The organism is Pseudomaricurvus sp. ABR4_320 (assembly GCF_056159445.1).
Map to the genome: position 1 here is coordinate 1 of NZ_JBSWVF010000034.1, position 21275 is coordinate 21275.

14 protein-coding genes and 1 pseudogene are annotated in these 21275 nt (G+C 53.1%); 4 read left to right on the plus strand and 11 right to left on the minus strand.

What is annotated here, in order from left to right; genetic code table 11:
• Positions 1 to 41 precede the first annotated feature (41 nt).
• Positions 42 to 3026: a TonB-dependent receptor plug domain-containing protein gene (locus tag ACXAFR_RS26620; RefSeq protein WP_475183026.1), complete on the minus strand. Its 2985-nt coding sequence runs from the start codon at positions 3024 to 3026 to the stop codon at positions 42 to 44.
• Positions 3027 to 3603: 577 nt separating this feature from the next.
• Between ACXAFR_RS26620 and tnpA the strand changes: the two genes are divergently transcribed.
• The 3 genes from tnpA to tnpC are packed head-to-tail and all read left to right on the plus strand — an operon-like array spanning position 3604 to position 5826.
• A complete protein-coding gene (gene tnpA / locus ACXAFR_RS26625; protein WP_475183028.1) occupies positions 3604 to 3879 on the plus strand; it encodes an IS66 family insertion sequence element accessory protein TnpA in 276 nt (91 codons plus the stop codon).
• Positions 3879 to 4226, plus strand: a complete 348-nt coding sequence (tnpB, locus tag ACXAFR_RS26630) for an IS66 family insertion sequence element accessory protein TnpB (protein WP_475183029.1) — start codon at positions 3879 to 3881, stop codon at positions 4224 to 4226. Before tnpA ends, tnpB begins: the two co-directional genes overlap by 1 nt.
• Positions 4177 to 5826, plus strand: a complete 1650-nt coding sequence (gene tnpC, locus ACXAFR_RS26635; protein WP_475183060.1) for an IS66 family transposase — start codon at positions 4177 to 4179, stop codon at positions 5824 to 5826. The genes tnpB and tnpC overlap by 50 nt, the downstream gene beginning before the upstream one ends.
• A 73-nt stretch (positions 5827 to 5899) precedes the next feature.
• On the opposite strand, the gene ACXAFR_RS26640 is transcribed toward tnpC, so the two are convergent.
• The 10 genes from ACXAFR_RS26640 to ACXAFR_RS26685 all read right to left on the minus strand — a co-directional run bounded on the left by ACXAFR_RS26640 (position 5900) and on the right by ACXAFR_RS26685 (position 19576).
• Positions 5900 to 7027, minus strand: coding sequence for a HupE/UreJ family protein (locus ACXAFR_RS26640; RefSeq protein WP_475183032.1), 1128 nt, complete (start codon positions 7025 to 7027; stop codon positions 5900 to 5902).
• A 105-nt stretch (positions 7028 to 7132) separates the two neighbouring features.
• Positions 7133 to 8743: a M81 family metallopeptidase gene (locus tag ACXAFR_RS26645; protein ID WP_475183034.1), complete on the minus strand. Its 1611-nt coding sequence runs from the start codon at positions 8741 to 8743 to the stop codon at positions 7133 to 7135.
• An 11-nt stretch (positions 8744 to 8754) separates the two neighbouring features.
• A complete protein-coding gene (locus ACXAFR_RS26650; RefSeq protein ID WP_475183036.1) occupies positions 8755 to 10365 on the minus strand; it encodes a M81 family metallopeptidase in 1611 nt (536 codons plus the stop codon).
• 134 nt (positions 10366 to 10499) lie between these two features.
• Positions 10500 to 11870, minus strand: a complete 1371-nt coding sequence (locus ACXAFR_RS26655) for a DUF4381 family protein (protein WP_475183039.1) — start codon at positions 11868 to 11870, stop codon at positions 10500 to 10502.
• Between the two features lies 1 nt (position 11871).
• Positions 11872 to 13668, minus strand: a complete 1797-nt coding sequence (locus tag ACXAFR_RS26660) for a VWA domain-containing protein (protein ID WP_475183041.1) — start codon at positions 13666 to 13668, stop codon at positions 11872 to 11874.
• Between the two features lie 82 nt (positions 13669 to 13750).
• On the minus strand, positions 13751 to 14761 hold the full coding sequence (locus tag ACXAFR_RS26665; RefSeq protein ID WP_475183043.1) for a VWA domain-containing protein: 1011 nt from the start codon (positions 14759 to 14761) through the stop codon (positions 13751 to 13753).
• A gap of 9 nt (positions 14762 to 14770) precedes the next feature.
• Positions 14771 to 15685, minus strand: coding sequence for a DUF58 domain-containing protein (locus ACXAFR_RS26670; protein WP_475183045.1), 915 nt, complete (start codon positions 15683 to 15685; stop codon positions 14771 to 14773).
• 11 nt (positions 15686 to 15696) lie between these two features.
• Positions 15697 to 16707, minus strand: a complete 1011-nt coding sequence (locus ACXAFR_RS26675; RefSeq protein ID WP_475183048.1) for an AAA family ATPase — start codon at positions 16705 to 16707, stop codon at positions 15697 to 15699.
• A 177-nt stretch (positions 16708 to 16884) separates the two neighbouring features.
• A complete protein-coding gene (locus tag ACXAFR_RS26680; RefSeq protein WP_475183051.1) occupies positions 16885 to 18114 on the minus strand; it encodes a dicarboxylate/amino acid:cation symporter in 1230 nt (409 codons plus the stop codon).
• 526 nt (positions 18115 to 18640) lie between these two features.
• Positions 18641 to 19576 (minus strand): LysR family transcriptional regulator, encoded by a 936-nt coding sequence (locus ACXAFR_RS26685; RefSeq protein ID WP_475183055.1) that lies wholly within the window; start codon positions 19574 to 19576, stop codon positions 18641 to 18643.
• Positions 19577 to 19841: 265 nt separating this feature from the next.
• Here ACXAFR_RS26685 and ACXAFR_RS26690 point away from each other — a divergent pair.
• A pseudogene (locus ACXAFR_RS26690) lies at positions 19842 to 20657 on the plus strand (MipA/OmpV family protein).
• Positions 20658 to 21275 lie beyond the last annotated feature (618 nt).

Here is a 21275-nt window from a genome sequence, read left to right on the forward strand (position 1 = left end):
TCTATCCCGTTAGAGTAAATGCGTTCGGTGCGAGTTAATCCTTAGAAATCTTTGGTTAAACGCAGAGTCCAAACGCGCCCCATAGCTACGCTGTTGTAGACGGAAGCATCGTAACCGGCAGTATCTGAAGTCAACGGTGGCTCTTCATCCAGCAGGTTCTTCACGCCGAGGCGAACGGTAGTGCCATCGAGGAAAGAGTCGCCCGCGTTGAATGTTTTCGAAACGAAGCCATTGAACGTAACGGTTTCATCAACTTTCCAGTAGTTGGTGCCGTCTACCGTCATCACGTAGCTCGGAATGCTACCATCCCAAGTTTCATCGGGGCTGAATGTCGCACCGGTATCAGCGTATTCACCGATATAGTAACCGGAGATACCCGCAGCCCAGGTGTCATACTGCCAAGATAAAGCCATGGAGCCACGCAGCTTGGCATTACCATCGGTTTCCAACAGCACTTCGGAAACACCGGACAAACCACCTGTCTGGGTAAACTCATCCAGATAGGTCCAGTCGGTGGTAAAGGTCATGGTTCCCCAAGAGAAATCCGGCATGTTGTAAGTGATGTTGAAGTCGTAACCGGATACTTTCTGAGAATCCGCGTTAGCGAAGGACGTAATCGTGTTCTGCATTTCACCCACTGCCGCTAGCCACTCCGACTGCGGACGGCTGGCATTGTACTCGGCGAAGGCTGCGCGATCTTCATCAGTAACCGCAGCACGGATAACACTCTCGTTACCAACATAGCTATCGGTACCACTACCAAGATCGATATCTTCAATGGCAATACCTTGGGCTAATGCCGCTTGGGTAGCCGCTTGCAGACGCTCCGCATCATCGTTACGAATCTGGCTGGCGTTCGGCGTGGCGATTACGTTATCCATCTCGATCTTGAAGTAATCCACCGAGAAGCGCAGTTCGTCGACCCAAGGCACATCAACCACGACACCCAAGGTGATACCTTCCGAGGTTTCTGGTTCGAGTTCGCCAAGAGCCCCGGTGGTCTGCAAACGCGGTGAAGAGTCTCCACCGGTGAGACCGGTACGGTAAGGGTCATTGTAAGACGCTACCGTGGTACGCTCGTAGCCCAACATCGCCAGGTTAGGCGCGCGGAAGCCTTCGTTGTAGGACGCACGGATCATGATGTCTTCGAAAGGACGATAATCCAAGGTGAATTTCGGATTGGTAGTGCTTCCGAAATCATCGTAGTTTTCATAGCGCAAAGATGCACCGAGAGACAGGCTGTAGATACCGGGAATCTCGTTCTCTGGCGCTGCCAGAGGAATTACCGCTTCAACGAAGCCTGCAGAAACCCCTCGTGTGCCGGAAATATCTGCCGATGGAGAAGCCTGGATGAAGTCGTTATCGGTGGGGTCCAAACCGAGATCATTCTCGTAGTTCAAACCAGCATACTGAGGACGATGCAATAAATAGTCTTCATAGCGGTACTCAGCACCAAAGGCGACCTGCAATGGTCCCGCCCAGGTTTCGACCAGATCACCGGTTACCCGCGCATCACCGGTAGCCAGAATATCGGTACCCGTCTGCTTGAATTTCTGGGAGAAGGTATCAATCACGTCCGGGTCATTCTCATAGACGGTGGTAGGCGTTACTACACCATCAATGGTTTCGAAATTATAACCAAAGGGGTTGTAGAGACCTGCATCGATAGCCGCAATGGTGGCTGATTCACGAATCGCGTTTTGGGAGACGTCACGAGTGCGGTTTCTTGAGTAGGTTACCGCCGATTCCCACCCCCAGTTTGCGCCGATATCACCACGGGCACCGAAGACACCACGGAAGGCTTCGGTATCGACTTCGGCGACTTCGTTGCCGTTATCGACGAAGCGGTAGTTGCTCAGAGTGACTTCTTCACCATAGGGGTTAAACGGATTGTCGGCGGCAATGGTGATGGTACGGTTAGCAGAGGCACTGTAGGCTACCGGCGCACGCTCCATGGTGGACTCAGCGGCGTAATACAATGCTTCACCAAACAGCTGTATGCCATTGTCCAATTCGTAGTCTAATTGGGTAAACCAGTTGAGACGTGAGGTTTCCGGCAGTGCATAGCCTTCGTTCATGTTGAAGTAGGCATCCCGGGAGAACTCACCGTCCCGAGCGGGAGAGCTATCACTGATGGTTGCGGTGCCGTTGCCGGTAGGTACCAAGTATTGAGTACCCAGGCTTGGAACCGAATAGATCGGATATTGGCTGGAGGCATTACGATCAAAAAAAGGTCCGTTGACGGCGTTGAAACCGTAAGGGACCTGAGAAACCTTGTCAGCATCGCCCACAATGTCTTGGGTATACAGTGGATCGCGATCGTAGTAATCGAAGGTCGACGTAATGTGTAATTTATCGTTCAGATAATAATTACCGTGGGTGAAAGTAAAGCGTCTTTCATCACCGGAACCGGCTTCGGTAAATCCAGTCTGCACTTCCAGCTGGTTGCCGACATAATTGGGATCAACCACGAAGTTGACCACCCCGGCCACCGCGTCGGAACCATAGATTGACGAGGCACCATCGCGCAGAACATCAACCCTCTGTAAGCCCCGTGCAGGCATGGTATTCGCATTGACAGTCATGGTAGTGCCCTGGGCCATACCGTGGGCAGCCATGCGGCGGCCATTTAATAGTACCAGCGTCGCGCCTGTACCCAGTCCACGCATGGCAATACCGGCTACGTCACCCCGTGATCCCGCTCCACCCTGGGTGGATTCATTGAGCGGAACGCCGGTTACAGACGGCAGTGAGGTCAGCAGATCAACCGGTGTACCGGCATCGCGCAGATCCATCTCTTCCTGGCTCATCACGGTGACCGGAAGCGCCTCGGTATCTTCACGGGCAATACTGGTTCCCGTTACTACAACTTCCTCTAGTAATTGACCGGAAGAGCCCGCATCACTCTGTGCTTGCGCCAGCGATGTTGCCCCCGCCGATAGACTCAATACAATCATCTTGCGGAGCATACTCGCCGCGGACAATTGGAATCCCTTTTCTGATAAAACGTTGTCTGCATGTAACATGAAATACTCCCCCAAATTTTTCGATGGCGACTGACCACAAATCGGAACCTGCCCGGCGAGTCAATCAAGTCAGAGTGCTACCTTAAAACTGACTTGCTTATTCCGGTAAGACGCTAGACACCAAACACCATTTGCTCGACTGCCTTCGACGTCCTATAGCTTCCTCTTCCTTGCGGATACGATCACAACGAACGCACTTCAAACTTACTGGCAGGACTGTGGCGCCACCAATGAAAAGTTAATAACGTCGCATAACTGTTCGTTATATTTGTAAGTTAGGCGCCATGCGAACGCCACTTATCAGTGCAGCCGCGCATTCAAGCGCCACAAATTAGGTCTTTTTCTAGAAATAACAGGGAGTTGTGAAAGGCTGCCGTTTGGGGACAGGCAAACAACTGAAAGAATTAGCACCCGGTCAAGAATGTCACCGAGGACTTTAACCAAGCCCTTAACAAGGGGTAGCTCCCTCAGCGGATTAGTAACGGAGTGCTATAGCAAAGTAACCGCTCATTCTGCGGCGTCGTGATCGATAAGCCTTCGCGCGATAGTCTGCACCCTCACTTATCGAGGAGGCAGTATGGCAATTCAACGTCGCACCATGGAACAATGGCAAACGATTGTTCAGCAGTGGCAATCCAGTAACCAGTCAGCCGCACAATTCTGTAAGGATCAGAATTTGGGATACGCCAGCTTTTGCTCATGGCGCAAGCGTCTGACCAGAGAGGTATTGCTTGAGCCATCCGAAGCTCCCGCTCAATTCATTCGTCTCGGGGCACTTCAGAGCGACGCCACGGGCTGGACCATTACCCTGAGTCTTGGCAATGGTGTGGAATTGCGACTGGCGCAGAACTGATGTTTTCCCCGGCCACACAATCCAGCATCTGGTTGTGTACCGAACCAACGGATATGCGTCGGTCGTTTAACGGGCTGAGTGCCCTGGTGAAAAACCCGCTGGGGCACAATCCGTTAAGTGGACAATATTTTGTCTTTATCAATCGTCGCAAGACGCAGATGAAAATCCTGTACTTTGAGCCGTCCGGGTATTGTCTCTGGTGTAAGCGGTTGGAACAAGGGCAGTTTCGATACCCGGCCTCCGCCTCTGGACAAAGATCCCTGACGCGGACGGATCTGCAGCTGATGTTGGATGGCATTGAAGTGCAGAAATCCCGGCAATTCAAGCGTTATCAGCGACCGATATGATGCATCCGGTGATATAATCCTTCCCATGCAAAAGACCACTCAACCTTCATCAAAGGCCGACGACAGCACTCAAACATCGCGTGACGAAGTCACCGCGTTGCGCGAGGAAAATGCGGCTTTGAAGCAGAGAGTGGCGTGGTTTGAGCGACAGCTGTTTGGCCAAAAATCCGAAAAGCGGCCCGTTGATAATCCCCACCAACCGAGCCTGCTGGGCGACGCCTCGGAACCCGTTTCTCCAGAAGGTGAAACCACCACGGTGACCTACCAGCGAGGTAAAGCTCCCAAGCAGCGCCCCGATGACTGCGTTAACGACAGCGGCCTGCGGTTTACCGATGAGGTGCCGGTTGATGTGATTGAGGTGCAGCCCCCAGAATTACAGGGTCCTGAAGCGGATCAATACGACATTATCGGTACCAAAAGCACCTTTCGTCTGGCCCAGCGTCCGGCCAGTTATGTGGTGCTGCGCTATGACCGCCCCGTCATCAAACGCAAAGACCGTGAGCAGCCCCTCCCAAGCCCAGCACCGTTTAATGTGCTGGACAAAAGTCTCGCCGACGTCAGTCTTCTGGCTGGACTGCTCATCGACAAATTTCAATTTCATTTACCCCTTTATCGTCAGCATCAACGCCTGACACACGCCGGGATTACACTCAGTCGCGCCACGCTGACGAATCTGGTCAAGCGGGCGATAGACTTGCTACGCCCCATTGTCGAAGCGCAGTTGCAGAATGTCCTTCGAAGCCGGGTCCTTGCGATGGATGAAACGCCCATCAAGGCAGGCAAAGCCAGCAAAGGCAAACTCAAGCAGAGCTGGTTCTGGCCACTTTACGGGGATCAGGATGAGGTGGTGTTTACCTTCTCGAACAGTCGAGGCCGACAACATATCGAGGGGATTCTTAAACGCTCCTTCAAAGGCACGTTACTCAGTGACGGCTACTCGGCTTATGCCAGTTACGTTGACGCCAGTCAGGCAGTAACGCACGCTCAATGTTGGGTGCACAGTCGTCGGCAATTTATTGAGGCAGAAGAGCAGGAGCCGGCAGCGGTACGAGAAGCTCTGGATATCATCGCGGCACTCTATAAACATGAAGCGATTATTACAGATAAAGTACTGACGGATGACCGCAAACGGAACTATCGTCTTGAGCACAGCAAGCCCTTGGTGGATCGATTCTTCGAATGGTGTCAGCGACAGTTGCAGCGAACTGACCTGATCCCATCAAACCCATTGTCCAAGGCTTTGGGTTATGTCATCAACAAAGAGCACAAACTGCGGGTGTTTCTGGAAGAGCCGGACGTGGCGATGGATACCAATCATCTGGAGCGAACGCTGCGGCCGATTCCCATGGGGCGCAAGTCGTGGCTTTTTTGCTGGACAGAACTTGGGGCTGAGCACGTCGGCATCATCCAAAGCCTGATCAGCACCTGCCGCCTACACGACATTAACGCGTACACCTGTCTAACGGATGTACTGTTGAGAATCAATGAACATCCGGCAAGCCAGATCGAAGAACTGACCCCACGCCTTTGGAAGGACACGTTTGCCGAAAATCCGTTACGCTCGGATTTGTATAGAGAAGTCAATGACTCCGTAGAATGAGCGGTTACATAGCAAACGACATCGAAACACTTACTGGCTCCGATCATTCCTATAGCTCTGACGATTTCCGGCTTTAGGCAGACACTCGTTGCACCAACCATACACAAGCACACAGCGCCACCAGTGACGAGCCGCCATAGACCACTCCCAATCGATAAAAACGAGTCCGCCGCAGAAAATAGGCTAGCGGAACAAATATCACCACAATGGCTAGTTGCCCCAATTCCACGCCCACATTAAAACCAATCAATGCTGACCAAAAGCGACCGCCGGTTTCCACGTCTTGAAAGACATTGGCAAAACCAAAGCCATGCAATAACCCGAACAACAAGGCGATCCAGACTCCTTGAGATCCGGCTACTGACGGTCGTAAATTATTCAGTGCGGCCAATGCCACAGACGCCGCTATGACAGACTCCACCACTTTCGGCGGTAATTGCACCACCCCTGTCACGGCAAGACTCAAGGTGAACGAATGGGCAACTGTAAATGCAGAGACGATCACCGCGACCCGCAGGAGCGTTTTCCCAAATCCTGCGACCGGTTCACGTCCGGTAGAATTGCGCTGCAGAACCACCGGTATCAATAATGCGATTAAAAACAGGATATGGTCGTAGCCGATCCATATATGCCAGATACCGGACACGATAAAATCGAAAATGTCATCTTGATGAGCACTCGCCTCATCAAAATATCCGCCTGGAATAGCTGTATTCAATAACGCTTGGTGCGCCCCACCACCGGGCCAACGTATAGAGACACTACGTGGGTATTCGCTGAGATTGAGGTGACTCAGGCTGCAATCAATACTCACGTTGCGGATGGGTGGCTGGCCATTGAAAGTCACAGTAGCAGCGACCTGCGGAACGTCTCCTTGAACTCCGTAACTGAATTCACCGAACCGAGGAATCACCGCCAATTCGTTCACCCAAAAGGCACAAGGCGTTAGCAGATAAGCTTCAATATCCGCACGATGGGGTCGCAGCTCTTCCCAGGTGACGTCACCATCGCCATTGGAATCCAATTTTAATTCCGTTTGTAGTTCAGACACGCTCACGCGCATTTGACCACCAATATGGCCTGATGAATCAATGTTTAAATCGACGTAGGCTTGAGAGGCCGATGCTGAAGCTGCCAGCAAAAATGACATTACACTGGCGTATAGCCACCAACATAGAAAGCGTCTCATCGTCTTACTCATACAACACACGTTCCCAGCCCTAAAGTACGCATAAAAATGGCGTATACGAATAAAAAAGAGCCGACAGCAAACTGCCTGCTGCCGGCGAGGAAGAGCTTTGCATGGCTATGGGTAGGTAACATCTTTCCCAAAGGGATAGAAATCGTTCAGATCCATGTGCTGGTAATTCAGACCTTCCAGACGAATGGTTCCAAGGAATGGCTGATCCGGCTCCACCAGCAGAATGGTGGGCGCATAGCCGTTATCGTCGTAGCCGCGGCGGAAATGCACCCGGGATTTAATCGCGATCGCCTTAAAGTCGTCCGGATTAATACCAATATCCATAAACGCTTCTGGCTCGGTATTCTGATGCAGATAGGGACTGATGAGCAGACGATTGTTATCGCCGAACTCGACACTGACCCACAATTGGCTGGCCGCCGCGCCGCTGAATCGGGAAATACCCCCGCTTACAGTCTTCACCGTACCGACCACATGTACCGGATCACCCGCAGACTCGTCGAGACGTCCTCCAACCATATAGTCGAACTTGTCGCCGACCTTAACGCCTTTCTCACGCAGCTCTTCAATAAGATCCGCATCGGCAACGGTACCGATCAATGTGTCACTGAGTCCCTGTTCTATCACCTGCTCCAGAAGCCACGTGGCAGCCCCGGATCGGTCGCTGTGATCTGCGAGCACAATCGGATATTCGCCCTTCGCCATGGCTTCCTTGGCAAGGCTGACCCCTTCTTTCATGGTGTGCACCTTGGTACCGTAGTAAAGGTCTTCGCGCAGCCGCCAGGCGGTATGAGCCATATCATCGGCAATATGATTGGCCAGTTCGGGATCGCCGTTGGTGATCACCTGAAAGGTCATACCGGCCTCTTCCGAATCCATAAAGGCAAAGCCGTAATAAAAGTTCACATAGACATCCGGCTCGCGGGCTTCCCAGACCAACGCGCGCTGCACCAGATCCATCCACGGAGACTGGCCGGTCCATTGCAGCACAGACGGCGTGATAATTGGCGGTTTGCGCGTGGCTGTTGTCGGCGTGTAATCGCCACGAATGGAGCGAATCAACGTGCGTGCCGCACGCTCTCCCTGCAGATAGCCGTCGTAATGCGGATAGTACTTAATACAGAATGCCAGATCGGCATACCGCAGAAAGTCTTCGTCCTCATTGCCATGGGGATCAAAAGTCCCGACGATAAACCCCTTTGGTCCGATCGCTTCCCGAACCCGTCGCGCCAGTTCCGCTTCGGGCTTCTCCACACCGCGAACACCCATCGCCCCATGAACCGCAAGATAGGCACCATCGAACGGCCCCTGCGCTTTGATTTCTGCGATCATCTTATTCACAAAATGATCGTAGGTGGTTTTATCGATCCAGCCGGTGGCCGTGCCACGCTTCGGAAATAATGGCGATTCGATCCCCACCAGTTCTACGTTGGCGTGTTCGCGGGCCACTTTCACAAAACCGCCGATATACCCTTTGGGAGACGAATTTAAAAGTGCTTCGCCACGGGCTGGCGATCCCTCGTAAATAAAATCGTCCAGCTCGGTATCGTAGGGAAGGAAAGTCACGGTTTCGTGCATAAAGTTAATCACCGCGATACGCACCGGCTTGGTGGTGGTATCGCCCTTACGCGTCTGAGCCTGTGTCGAAGTTGCAGTGAACACTAGCAGCGTCAGAGACAGCCAGGTCAGAAGTGTTTTGTACATCATTGTCATCATGCTGCTGTCACTTATGGGTAAGTTACGTCTTTACCGAAGGGATAAAATTTTTCCAGATTCAGGTGTTGATAGTTGAGACCTTCCAGGCGAATCGTGCCGAGGAAAGGCTGGTCGGGCTCCACCAGCAGGATGGTTTTTGCATAACCGTTGTCGTGATAGCCGCGACGAAAATGAACCCGCGACTTAATGGCAATGGTTTTGTAATCGTCGGGGTTAATTCCAATGGCGGCAAAGGCTTCTGGCTCCGTGTTCTGATGTAGGTAGGGGCTGATCAACAGCAGGTTGTTATCACCAAATTCGACACCCACCCAGAGCTGGGAACCCATTGCCCGCCCACGAGTCATACCGCCACTGACGTTTTTCACAACCCCTTTTACATGCACCGGCTCACCCGCAGACACATCGAGTTTGCCGCCCACGTCATAATCAAACACATCACCCACTTTAACGCCTTTTTCCCGGAGTTCTTCGATGAGCGCTTCGTCGGCGACCGTTGCAATAAGTGTGTCACTCAGGCCCTGCTTGATGACCTGATCCAACAACCAGGTGGCCGCACCGGAACGGTCACTGTGATCGGCCAGCACAACCGGAAATTTGCCTTCCGCCATGGCCGTTTTTGCCAGACCGACGCCCTCTTTCATGTCGTACACTTTGGTGCCGTAGTAAAGATCTTCACGCAGACGCCAGGCCGTCTGAGCCATATCGTCGGCAATGTGATTGGCCAGTTCCGGATCGCCGTTGGTAATCACCTGAAAGGTCATACCCGCTTCGACGGAATCCATAAACGCAAAGCCGTAATAAAAATTCACATAGACATCCGGCTCGCGGGCTTCCCACACCAGTGCCCTTTGCACAAGATCCATCCATGGGGATTGACCGGTCCACTGAAGCACCGAAGGGGTGATGATCGGCGGTTTGCGAGTTGCGGTTGTCGGCTCGTAGTCGCCACGGATTGTGCGGATCAGCGTGCGCGCTGCCCGCTCTCCCTGCAGATAGCCATCATAGTGCGGATAATATTTAATACAGAATGCGAGGTCGGCATAACGCAGGAAATCTTCATCTTCGTTGCCGTGAGGATCGAAAGTGCCGACAATAAACGCTTTCGGGCCGACCACTTCACGCACACGGCGCGCCAGTTCCGCCTCTGGCTTGGCCACATCCCTCACGCCCATGGCGCCATGCACCGACAGATACACCCCATCAAATGGGCCCTGGGCTTTTAATTCGGCGATCATTTTGCCGACGAAATGCTCGTAAGCTTCCTTGGTAATCCAGCCGGAACCGGAACCACGCTTGGAGCCGAGCGGGGATTCGATACCGACCAGTTCGACGTTCGCATGTTCACGGGCAACCTTAACGAATCCACCGATATATCCGGAGGGTGATGAATTCAGCAATGCCTCTCCCCGCGCGGGAGAGCCCTCAAACGTGAAGTCATCAATGGTGGTATCGTAAGGCAGAAAGGTCACGGTTTCGTGAGCGAATTTCAACACGGCAATGCGTACTGGTTTAGTGGTTGCCTTAGCGGCTTTGGAGACAGACTGTGCATCGGCAAACAGAGGCATTAGTACCATCAGTCCCGAGCTGATCAGTCCGACAAAAGATCGGCGCAGCATTTTCATGAGAAACCCTTCTTATCTGACGTTACATGTTGTTGAGTGACGGGCGAGGCGACCGCGGTCACAAGAATTTTTACCTTAAACAAGAGGCCGCTACAGCAACCAATGAATTAGCACCGGGTGCACATAACCAGAGGTTATGCGTCTTTCACATTGGTATTACCATACAACGGCATGACACTGGCGGAACGCACCCAGCCAGACGTGTTGCCGCCCTCCTGGTGTATCTGAATCCAGCCCAGAAATTCCCGGTTTACACGCACGATGGCGCCTTCCTGCAGTGGAGAGCTTTCTTCCTGGGGAACGAGATCTGTGGGTTCTGGCAACAGATTGACAGACTGTAATAGCATGGCGGCATCCGGATAACGGAGATCCCCCCAGGAGGACCAGCTCAGCTGGCAGACCACCAGCGCGGCGATACCGAATACCGCAATCACGGTGCCCGGCACTAACCAGTAACGCCGTTGCGAACGGTAGAGCCCGACAATGGCGATAACGAGTCCAAGCGCCAGGACAATTGCCGATAGAACAGCGAAGCGTTGCCAGCTGGCTGGAGAAAAGTGGCCCGGAATTCCGGACAGGGACGGCTCTGAAAACAGCCCCTGCAAGGTCGGATCCGCCGTGCCGATGGCATCCAGATTGACGTTCAACAACCGACGACTGTCGTCACTGGCGTGCAGAAGAAACGCCGCCAGCGAATGCGGCAATGCCGGACCGGACTGGCCTTCATCATACAGCGAACGGGCCAGATTCTGATGCGCGGCCCAATCCCGACCATCGGCCTGCAGCGCCCCAACCCAGTCACTCCTGGCGTCACTCTTCGGCTGGGCATACCCCTGTTCAGGAACGAGCAGCACACTGGCGAAGACAAAAGGCAGAAGGCTCAGTGACGGTAACCAGTGTTGCCGTAGCGTGGGAAAACGGTGGACTCGCTCAGGTGGTTGCAGAGGCCCGATACAGGCGTCGAGACTGCTTTTCCAATCTGTCACCGAACAGCCCTGCGGCGCGTACAGCCCCCGCTCCGTCAAGCGCCAGAGAGAATGCCAGAGGTCTGCCTCATCTGATTTGCCAGTGAGCTTCAGAACCGCCGTGCGAATCTGGCCCGAAGCAGGTGTTGCCTCTGTAACGCCCCAACTCATCGCAACCGCCCGCAGGCACTGAAACAATTCACGGGATGAAGGTGCCCGTCCACTCTGACCAACAGCAGTCTGTAACCGCTTCAACTCCCGCACACCTTTGCGGCGCAGTCGCATGGGTTCTGTCTGCCAGGCCCGCCACCAGGCAAGCCCACCCCAGAGCAACAGGGGTAAGATAATGGCAGGAAGCAGCCAGACCAGAGGCGGCACGACCGATACCGAATCCCCAATCTGCCCGACCGGAACCGGCATCGCCGGTGGCAACGCAGAAGCAGATGACTCACCATCCAACGCGGACGCCTGTGCGCTGACAAAGGTCGGAAAACACAATAGCCACAGCGTGAAACCAATGATTGATAACGGACAGCGCATCTCACCAATCCTGCTGAGGTTGAGTCTGCTGCTCCGAGGTCTCGGTCAGCAATTGATGGAGGCGTCCCGGTGAATCCCGCTTCGCTGCCTCTTCCAGTCGCTGCCGTGAAAACGACAGTATGGGATCACTGGAGCCCGAACGATCACCACGGGCGGCGCGAACGGCGGCCATACGGGCATTTTTGGGCGGTGGCGGCTTGCCTTCCCGTTTAATATTCACATCATCCGGGGCCGTCATATCACCCAGAGCGGCGTCGGTTTTCGCGGATGCCCCTTGGCCGAAAGAATCTGTCGCCGACTGCTGAGTACTCTGGCCAGCAACCATAGGCGGTGTGTCTTCTTCATCCAGCGCCTCTGGCGGTCGTTCAGACGGCTCTTCTGCCAGCTCACTGTCAGGTTTAATCAGCAGCATTTCCAACCGTTCACGATAGAACGCCCAGTCGGCAACGCTGGTATCCTTAGCCTCGCCCAGATGCGTCGCCTCTATCGCATCACGAATGACCCCCTCTTCCGGCGGCAGATCCAGCCGCTTCTGATCGAGGCCATATTTGATCGTCTCCTCAACCATCAACCGCAGATCGTAGGCGTCATAGTCGAATTCGGCGAGGTGACGAACAATTGCGCGCAGCCGTTCGACCGGATTGCTGTCGAAGACTTCCCGCACTTCAAAATCGGCCTGATTATCAAAATGCGCCTGCGCCTCGGGTTTATACAGCAGTCCACTGGTGATCAGTAGAAGCAGTAGGGAATGAACACCGCGACGGGCTTTTGTGGTCGCCGCAGAACTGCGACGGATATCCCTTGGGGCTGGCCGCAACTGAAATTCCCGCAACAGGCCAATAAAAACCAGAATGACGGCAGGCAACAGGAACCACTGAAACTGCTCTCTGACACCGGCGCTACCGTCGCCTTCAAATCGTCCCTGTTCTCCAGACTGAATCTCAGTCACCAGTGAAGACACCGCCGAATCAATATCACTGACATTAAAGTAATGGCCCTGAGTCCGGTTCGCGAGTGCTTCCAGTGTGGCGGGCATCAGTCGGGAGTGAATCACATTACCTTCCGTATCTTTGTAATACCCGCCATAGCCGTTATCGAGAAAGCCACCCTCAACCGTCCCAAGACCCATGGAAAGAACGTGCACCCGCTGTTCAGCCAGTTTTTCCAGCGGCTGCTCCCAACCTTCTGTCGTACTTTCGCCGTCACTCATCACCACCAGATAGCGATCGACATCTCCGGCCTCGCCAAACCCTTCCAGTGATGCGCCTAACATGCCGGTATAATCGGAGCCCCCCTGAGGCATATAATCCGGCCCCAGCTCGGGTATAAATTCTCGAATAATCTGGTAGTCAGGACTCAGGGGTACCTGCACGAAGGAAGTACCGGCAAACACAATCAGACCGACCCGTTCCCCTTCCAAGCCATCGAGCAGGCGTTCCATCAGTTCCGTCGCCTGCTGCATCCGGGTTGGCTCAACATCGGTCGCCAGCATACTGCGAGACAGATCCAGAGCGATCATTACTTCCCGGGAACGGCTGAAAACCTCATCCCCCTGCTCTCCCCAAAGAGGTCGGGCCAGTGCCAGAATCGCAAGCGCCATTGCCAGCAGGCTGGCATAGCAGGCAGTCCTCGGCGTGCTGGCAATGAGCGCCCGGACTCGATTCCCAGAGACCGTCACGCGCTGCATCGCCTTCCAGCGGGCTTGCGGAGTTGATCGCGTCATCCGACGAGACAGCAACAATCCCGCACAGGGCAGTAATAACAACAGTAGAAAAAGTGGCGTGGCCCAGATCATCATCCCTGTGTACTCACTGTCCGGCTGCGCACTTGTCGGTTCTGAAAAGGGAAAGCCATCATCAGCGATTTCATAAGAGCTCCCTTCAGGTTACCGTGGCCAGAGGTCGGCAGTAGCGACCTCCAATAATGGCGAGACCCAGTAACACCAGCGCGGCCGTTACCGGCAGATAGAACCGTTCATAACTGATCAGAGGCGGCGGTGCGTCGAATTCCACCTTGGCATCCTGGTTTATCTGACTGAATGCCCGCTGGACCGCGCCCTCATCGGTAGCGCGGAAGAAGAGTCCGCCGGTGGCTTCCGCAATATCCCGCAGTAGCAGTGTATCAATCTCCGAGGTGCGCATCTCGGTGCCCACCCTATTGCCCGCATAATCGTAGATTGGCATGGGCACATCGCCTTCAGCGCCGGCACCAATGGTGTAAACCGCAACATTTTCATCGGCGGCGAGAGAGGCCGCCTGGCGGGGATCCAGAGCCCCTTTGTTGCTGGCACCATCGGTAAGCAGCACGACGATACCACCTGCACCCTCCGACTTGCGGCCCTGCCTGAGACGCTTAAGGGAAACACCAATGGCATCGCCGATAGCCGTGCCATCTTCGATAAGACCGATACTGAGTCGCGCCGCCTGTTTTCTGAGCCAGTTGTGATCGAAGGTCAGCGGCGCAAAGGTATAGGCGCGACCGGCAAAGGTGACGATACCGATGCGATCATTGGGACGCTCATTGATAAACGCGGCAATAATGGGTTTGATCGCCTGCAGACGATTGACCGTCTGCCCACCCTGCTGAAAATCCTCCGCGTACATACTGGTGGACAGATCAATGGCAACGATCAGATCGTAACCCTGTTTCTGAAAATCCGGCTTGGGCGCCACCCATTGAGGCCGCGCCATTCCGAGGATCAATAACGACAACGCCAGATACACCGGAGCCACCGTCCAGGGCGGCGCATCACTGCGGGTTGAACCTCGCCACTGTTCGGATTCGGGCACCACCCACACCGACGTCCCCCGACGACGGCGCAACCACATGGCGAGCGGCAGAAGCGCTAGGAGAAACAGCCAGAGGGGATCATGCAGTACCCATTCGCCCATAATTCTGCCCTACCAGCCCATGCCAGCATGGTGTTGCTGAAAATGTCGCACCAGAGTGTCGAGCGTATCAGCGTCACTGCCGACTTTCAGTCTCGCATCCACCATTGGAAACAATTTATCGAACCAGGATTCGCGCCAGTGTTTCCAGTGGGTATGGGATTTTCGAGTTGCGGTCGACTCCGTATCGAGATTGACAATGCGTCCCGCAACGGGGTCGTAGGTAGAAATTCGGGTGTGGCGTGGCAGCTCTGTATCCCACGGATCGTCCGCCCGCACACCAACCGTCTGACAGCGCTGCTGCAACGCTCGCCAGCCGGTTGGCATTTCCCCCGGTAAAAACGAGCCGAACCAGAGTACAACACTGCCAGACGTTGCCGCGCGACGAATCATTCGCCACGGCATATCCGCATCAGGTGCGCCGCTCAGATCCGGTGCCGGTTGCCCCAGTAGACGGGCAGCCGTGCGGAGCGCACTCTTGCGGCCGGACTGAGGACGCTGAAACCAGTTTTCCTGGGGCGAACAATAAAACAGGCCGATACGATCGCGATGCGTGGCGCCCAGCAACATCATCAGTGCGGCAAGCTCCAGCAGTGTGTCGCGCTTACTGCGTGCACCCGTGCCAAACTGCAGCGCCGGCGTATCTTCAAAGACAAAAATTAAAGACAGCTCGCGCTCTTCAATAAATTTTTTGCGATAGGGTTCCCCGAGACGAGCAGTCACATTCCAGTCAATATCACGCAGGTCATCGCCCCACTGATACTTCACCACCTGATCAAATTCCATGCCTTTTCCGCGAAATACCGAGCGGTAATTCCCGCTCAGCGCTGTACTGACCGCATGCTGAACTCGCCATTCGAGGCGACGCAGAACGGCTCGGGGAGCCAACGGCAAGGGTGTTTCGGGATGACGTGAAGACGCAGGCATGGCGACGCCGATCAACCAGCCACAGCGTCTGGAACGGGCGTGTTATCGAGTAATCCCTGCAAAACAGAATCGGTGGTAATGCCCATGGCTTCGGCTTCATAACTCAGGCCGACGCGGTGGCGCATCACATCGGGAAATATTTCCTGCACGATCGCCGGACTGACAAAATCCATTCCGCGAATCCAGGCCAGCGCTTTACTGGCCTGAAACAGACTCAGGGACGCGCGGGGTGAGGCCCCGAAGGACAAGGTGGATTCCTCGTCATGACCCCGCTGAGATGCCAGCTCGCGGGTCGCCCGGACCAGAGCGACGATATAGGTCTGAATGCTTTCGGCTATATAGAGGTTATCCACCTGCTCACGCAACGCCAGCAGCTGATCGCCATCGGCGACCGCAGTCACCTCGGGCTGAGACGTCATCTGCCCCCAGCGGCGCATCAGCTCCAGTTCTTCGTCCTGAGTCGGATAATCAAGCTGTAATTTAAACAGAAAGCGATCCAGTTGGGCTTCAGGCAATGGATAGGTCCCTTCCTGCTCCAGCGGGTTCTGTGTGGCCATCACCAGAAAAGGTTTTGGCAATGGATGAGTGTTGCCGCCAATAGTGACCTGACGTTCCTGCATGGCTTCCAACAGTGCCGCCTGCACTTTCGCGGGCGAGCGATTGATTTCATCGGCGAGTACCAGATTCGCAAAGATAGGCCCTGGATGCGGCGTGAATTTACCGTCAGCAGCGGAATACACCATGGTGCCGACAATATCGCTGGGCAGCAGATCCGGCGTAAATTGAATGCGCTCGAAACTCACTCCCAACGCTTTCGCAAGCGCATTCACCAACGTGGTTTTCGCTAAACCCGGCATACCTTCCAGAAGAACATGACCGCCGGTTAACAACGCGATCTGCAGTCGCTCGATGATGGCCTTCTGGCCCAGTACCGCCTTACCAATTTCCGTCGACAGAGTTTCCGCCCAGAGGGTTCCGGAACTCTCCAACTCTCCCATTTTTTCTGCGTGTTGAATTGTCATAGCGTACATCATCCAAATTGCGGTGCTATTGCCTTTCAAACGCGAATCTAACGCGAGAAAGATGACTTCGTTTAATGGCAACCTCAGAGTAAAACTCGTCTATGTTCACCACCAATGAATAAATGCCGCGAGAGCATAACCCTGAGTTATGCTCCCACCGAAAACGACAGGATTAAGTTAGATATCCGCTTTGGTATTGAGGTAAACCGCCTCATCCAGCTTCCCTTCACTTTTACCCACCAACACAGCAACCATAGCGTCACCCGTGACATTGACCGAAGTGCGCACCATATCCAGTAATCGATCCACACCAATAATCAAGGCGATACCCTCCACCGGCAAACCCACTTGCGTCAGTACCATAGAGAGCATGATCAACCCGACTCCCGGCGCTCCAGCCGTACCAATAGACGCGAGCGTTGCGGTCAGAATGACGGTCAAATAGGACGTCATTGTCATCTCAACGCCGTACACCTGAGCGATAAAAACCGTGGCAACCCCTTGCATAATCGCTGTGCCATCCATGTTAATGGTCGCGCCCAACGGTACGGTAAAACCGGCCACTTCTTTGTGAACGCCTAACCGATGCTCAACCGTTTCCAACGTCACCGGAAGTGTTGCACCTGAGGAGGCTGTACTAAAAGCAAGCGCCCAAACGGAACGCATTTTCTGCAACATGATGCGAGGTGAAAGACCGGAAAGGCATTTCAACAATGCGCTGTAAGTTACAAGGACATGGAAAATAAGCACCGCCAAAACTGTGAAGAAGTACGCGGCAAGTTCGCGAATGACGCTGAACCCCAACTCAGAAAACAACGACGTCAATAACGCAAAGATCCCGTAGGGTGCCATCGCCATAAGTACCATAACCATCCGCATAACCCCCTCTTCAAGGTCACGGAATAGGTTTGCAATCCGCTGTCCCGACTCACCGGCATGGGATATGGCGTAGCCAAACAAGAGAGCAAAAACAATAATCTGCAGCATATTACCTTCTGCCAGAGCTGCTATGGGATTAGACGGAACGATATTCACCAGAACATCTACCAACGGCGGCGCCGGTGGAGACTCAAAATTCGCCACATCGCCGCTGCGCTCAACGTTAGCACCTGGGCCCACCAACACAGCGGCCAAAAGTGCGACAGCGATTGCAATTGCCGTTGTCAACAAATACAGCAGTAACGACTTCCCAGCAATTGGCCCCATGCGCGCACTGTCACCTAAGGAGCTGGAGCCACAAATCAATGACACCAGAACGAGAGGGACGACCAGCAGTTTTAGTGAAGCGACAAAGATGCGGCCAACCACCTCGAAGACGCCATCAACAACATACACCTGAATAAAATGGCGAAGACCTTCAGCGATACCGCTACTGCCGAGTAGTAGATTTAGTAGTGAACCGACCAAGATACCGGCGCCATGGCGATCAAAATGCGGTTGGTTAAACTCATAGATATGTTCTCTTTGGAATCAAAAATACGCCTGAGACTGGCGCTCTCTTTTTAGAATTGTGAATGTTAGATCGGGAAAAATTCATCCGTTAAGGGATCGAGGTGCGGCGATGTTACATCCTGGATAACGTAAATTTATCGTGGAATTGTTGCTTCGAATGGGTTCTGTAAAAACCACTTGAAATGGAAGACGAGCGATATCGACGTTTCATACCAAACTTCAACGTTCATTTTTCATAGATGTAAGTCGGCAATTTTCACGCCATCACGAAAGCAGGTGATAAGAGGGGGAAATTCACGAAACAAAACAAGTAAGCTTGTTCAAATTTGGCGCATAATTTTCATAAGGCACTATCTTTGCGCAAATCATCAGTATACTGTTAAATTTGATCGTCATTATCTTAGCTGTGCCTATGACAATTCCCGGAGCCACAATCCGACTATCCAACAGCAATAGTTAAGTCCCTTTTGACTATTTTTGACTATGCCGCACTTTCTAATTCGGCACCAGGTAACGCACCGGCTAATCGAGCGGATGTTTCCTGCACGCCATCCATAAACGCTTTACGAACAACATTTTGCGCTCCATCGACACGATAGACTGCGTACAAGGTGACGGGCAGCGCTTCGGCCACACGCCGAACTTGAATCGAAGGACCACCGGATAATGCAGTAAACGGATCGACCAGAGCCATTCCTTCGCCACCACTCACTAATTCGCGAGCAATCCAATAGGTTTGCACCCAGGTCGATATTTCTGGTGCTGGTGTTAACTGATTGAGAATCCCGTCAATCTGCCTACCGAGGCTGTCGTCGGTAGCGATACCAATCATCGAGCTTCCCCCAAGAGAATCGAGACTCAAAGGTCGCGACAATTCTGCGTCTTCCCAGGTCTCGCTGGCAGAAATAAGCACCAGTTCGGTGCTGTAAACAGGCTCGCACACCAAATCGGGATGTATGGTTTCTTGCAACGTAAATCCGATATCCGCTTGGCGCAATACGAGGGTTCGCACCATCTCACAGGAATGCTGCGTTGATAATTCAATATTCACACGCCCCAACTGCCGCCGCACGTGACTGATTGAGCTCGGCACCACTGCGTTCGCTAATGTCGGCGTACTCACGACGCGCAATAAGTAGTTCTCCGCTCTAGCGATGTTTGACGCCAATCGCTGCAGGTCCCGCAGCTCATCAAAGACGCGCTCCATCTGCTCGCGCATCAGATTGCTTTCCGGAGTTGGCTGCAAACGACCTTTCGTGCGCACGAAAAGTGGAAACCCCAAACTGCGTTCAGCCTGCTGCAGGAGTTTGGTCGCCGCAGGCTGAGAAATATGCAGTAACGCTGCAGCGTCAGTCACCGTACCGGTTTCAAGGATTGCCTGGAATATCTCGATGTAGCGCAGACGCATGGTACCCATTCGCCTCGTGAAGCTTACCTGCATGACCTAATCTCCCTACCCCATCAAAGTCGAGTTCCTGTCGAGCCTCTCTAAAGTTACTCAAGCAGATTTCAAGATTACTGAAGCAGATTTCGCGCCAAAGGATATATCAATGTATCAATTCCGTGGGTGGACACAGCGTTTTTACGATCCTTGGCTCTCAGCCAGTCTGGCTCGAGTAAGTTTTGAGTAATGAATCCTGGGAGACAATTCACTCTCAAATTACCGCCTATGGATTTCACTTATGCGCCAATCAACCACTCTGTGCACATCGATCTCATTCACGCTACTTTTTACGGCATCCGTAGAAGGTGCGGAGCCCAACCTTTCCCCCGATCTCGAACAACCAGTCGCAGACGATGGATATTCCTGGGGTCTGGGGCTAGCCGCCCTCAGTCAGCAGCAGATGTACAAAGACATCGATAGAGACAACTTTGCGATACCCGTTCTGTTTTTCGAGAACCGCTGGGTAGAACTGATGGGCCCCTGGCTGGACTTCAAATTACCCAGCATCCGTTGGCAGAACGAACAAGAACTCACTTTTTCCCTACGTACCCAGCTTTTCGGGTTCGATGGTTATGAAGAGGATGATGCGCCAATTCTGGAAGGCATGGACGAACGAGAAGCGGGTATTTTTGCTGGACCATCCTTCAGTTGGTACAGCCCTGCCTTCAGTGTTTTTGGAGAATGGCAACTTGACGTATCCGGAAACAGTAAGGGACAACGGGCCACCCTGGACATCGAGCGGCAATTCCACATCCGTGATCGTTTTATATTCACCCCAGCCGTATAAACAACATGGATAGATAAGGACTATGGCGACTACTACTATGGCGTTCGCGAATCAGAGGTACGCGCAGACCGCCCTTACTATCATATTGATAAGAGCAGTTCCAATGTAGAGCAGTCTCTGCGATTAGACTATATGCTTGATCAGAAACAAGCGTTTTTCGTACAGGCTGGCGTAACGGCTCTCGACGAGGAAATTAAAGACAGTCCCCTAACAGATCGCTCTAGCGAATCTATGATTTTCTTTGGCTATCTGTATCGTTTTAAATAGTAGGCGGGGACGTAGGCGTCCCCCTTCAATGCAAAACAGACAGTTCAGATAATTCTGACTCTGCCAACAATCCAGCGCAGGCAATTGCAAAAAAGAGTCACAGCAAGAACAATAATTTTGGATAATCCCATTGACGTTTCCCGGGAGAGTTTGCTCGGCTATGTCGTCATGACAGCGGCCATTCTCAACACAAAATCAATAGACATTAGGGCATAACTTTGCAGCGCCTTTTCGGCCTTCAAAGCCACTATCGCAGTTGTCAAAAAATAATCAGAATGGAATTCAGTTGAGCGGAACAGACATAAGCCGTCATGCAATGAACATAGATATTCTTGGCAAAAATCTTAAGAAACAAAAAAATAACTCGGCCAAACTTTCATATGACCTACTGTGATTTCACTGCATTCATACGCTGAGTAAATGGCCCATCATCTGTGTAAGTTTTCCGTAAGATAAACAGGTATATGCTTGCGACCTAGGGAACCTCTGATTAATTACCTGCATTGCCATCGGTGCTTAAAGAATGATCTCAAAATGCTCATTTACACCACGTAAACACCACTTTTCGGTCATTTTTGCCTTGCACTGGCCGCCTTGCCGACATTAATCAGAGGTTCC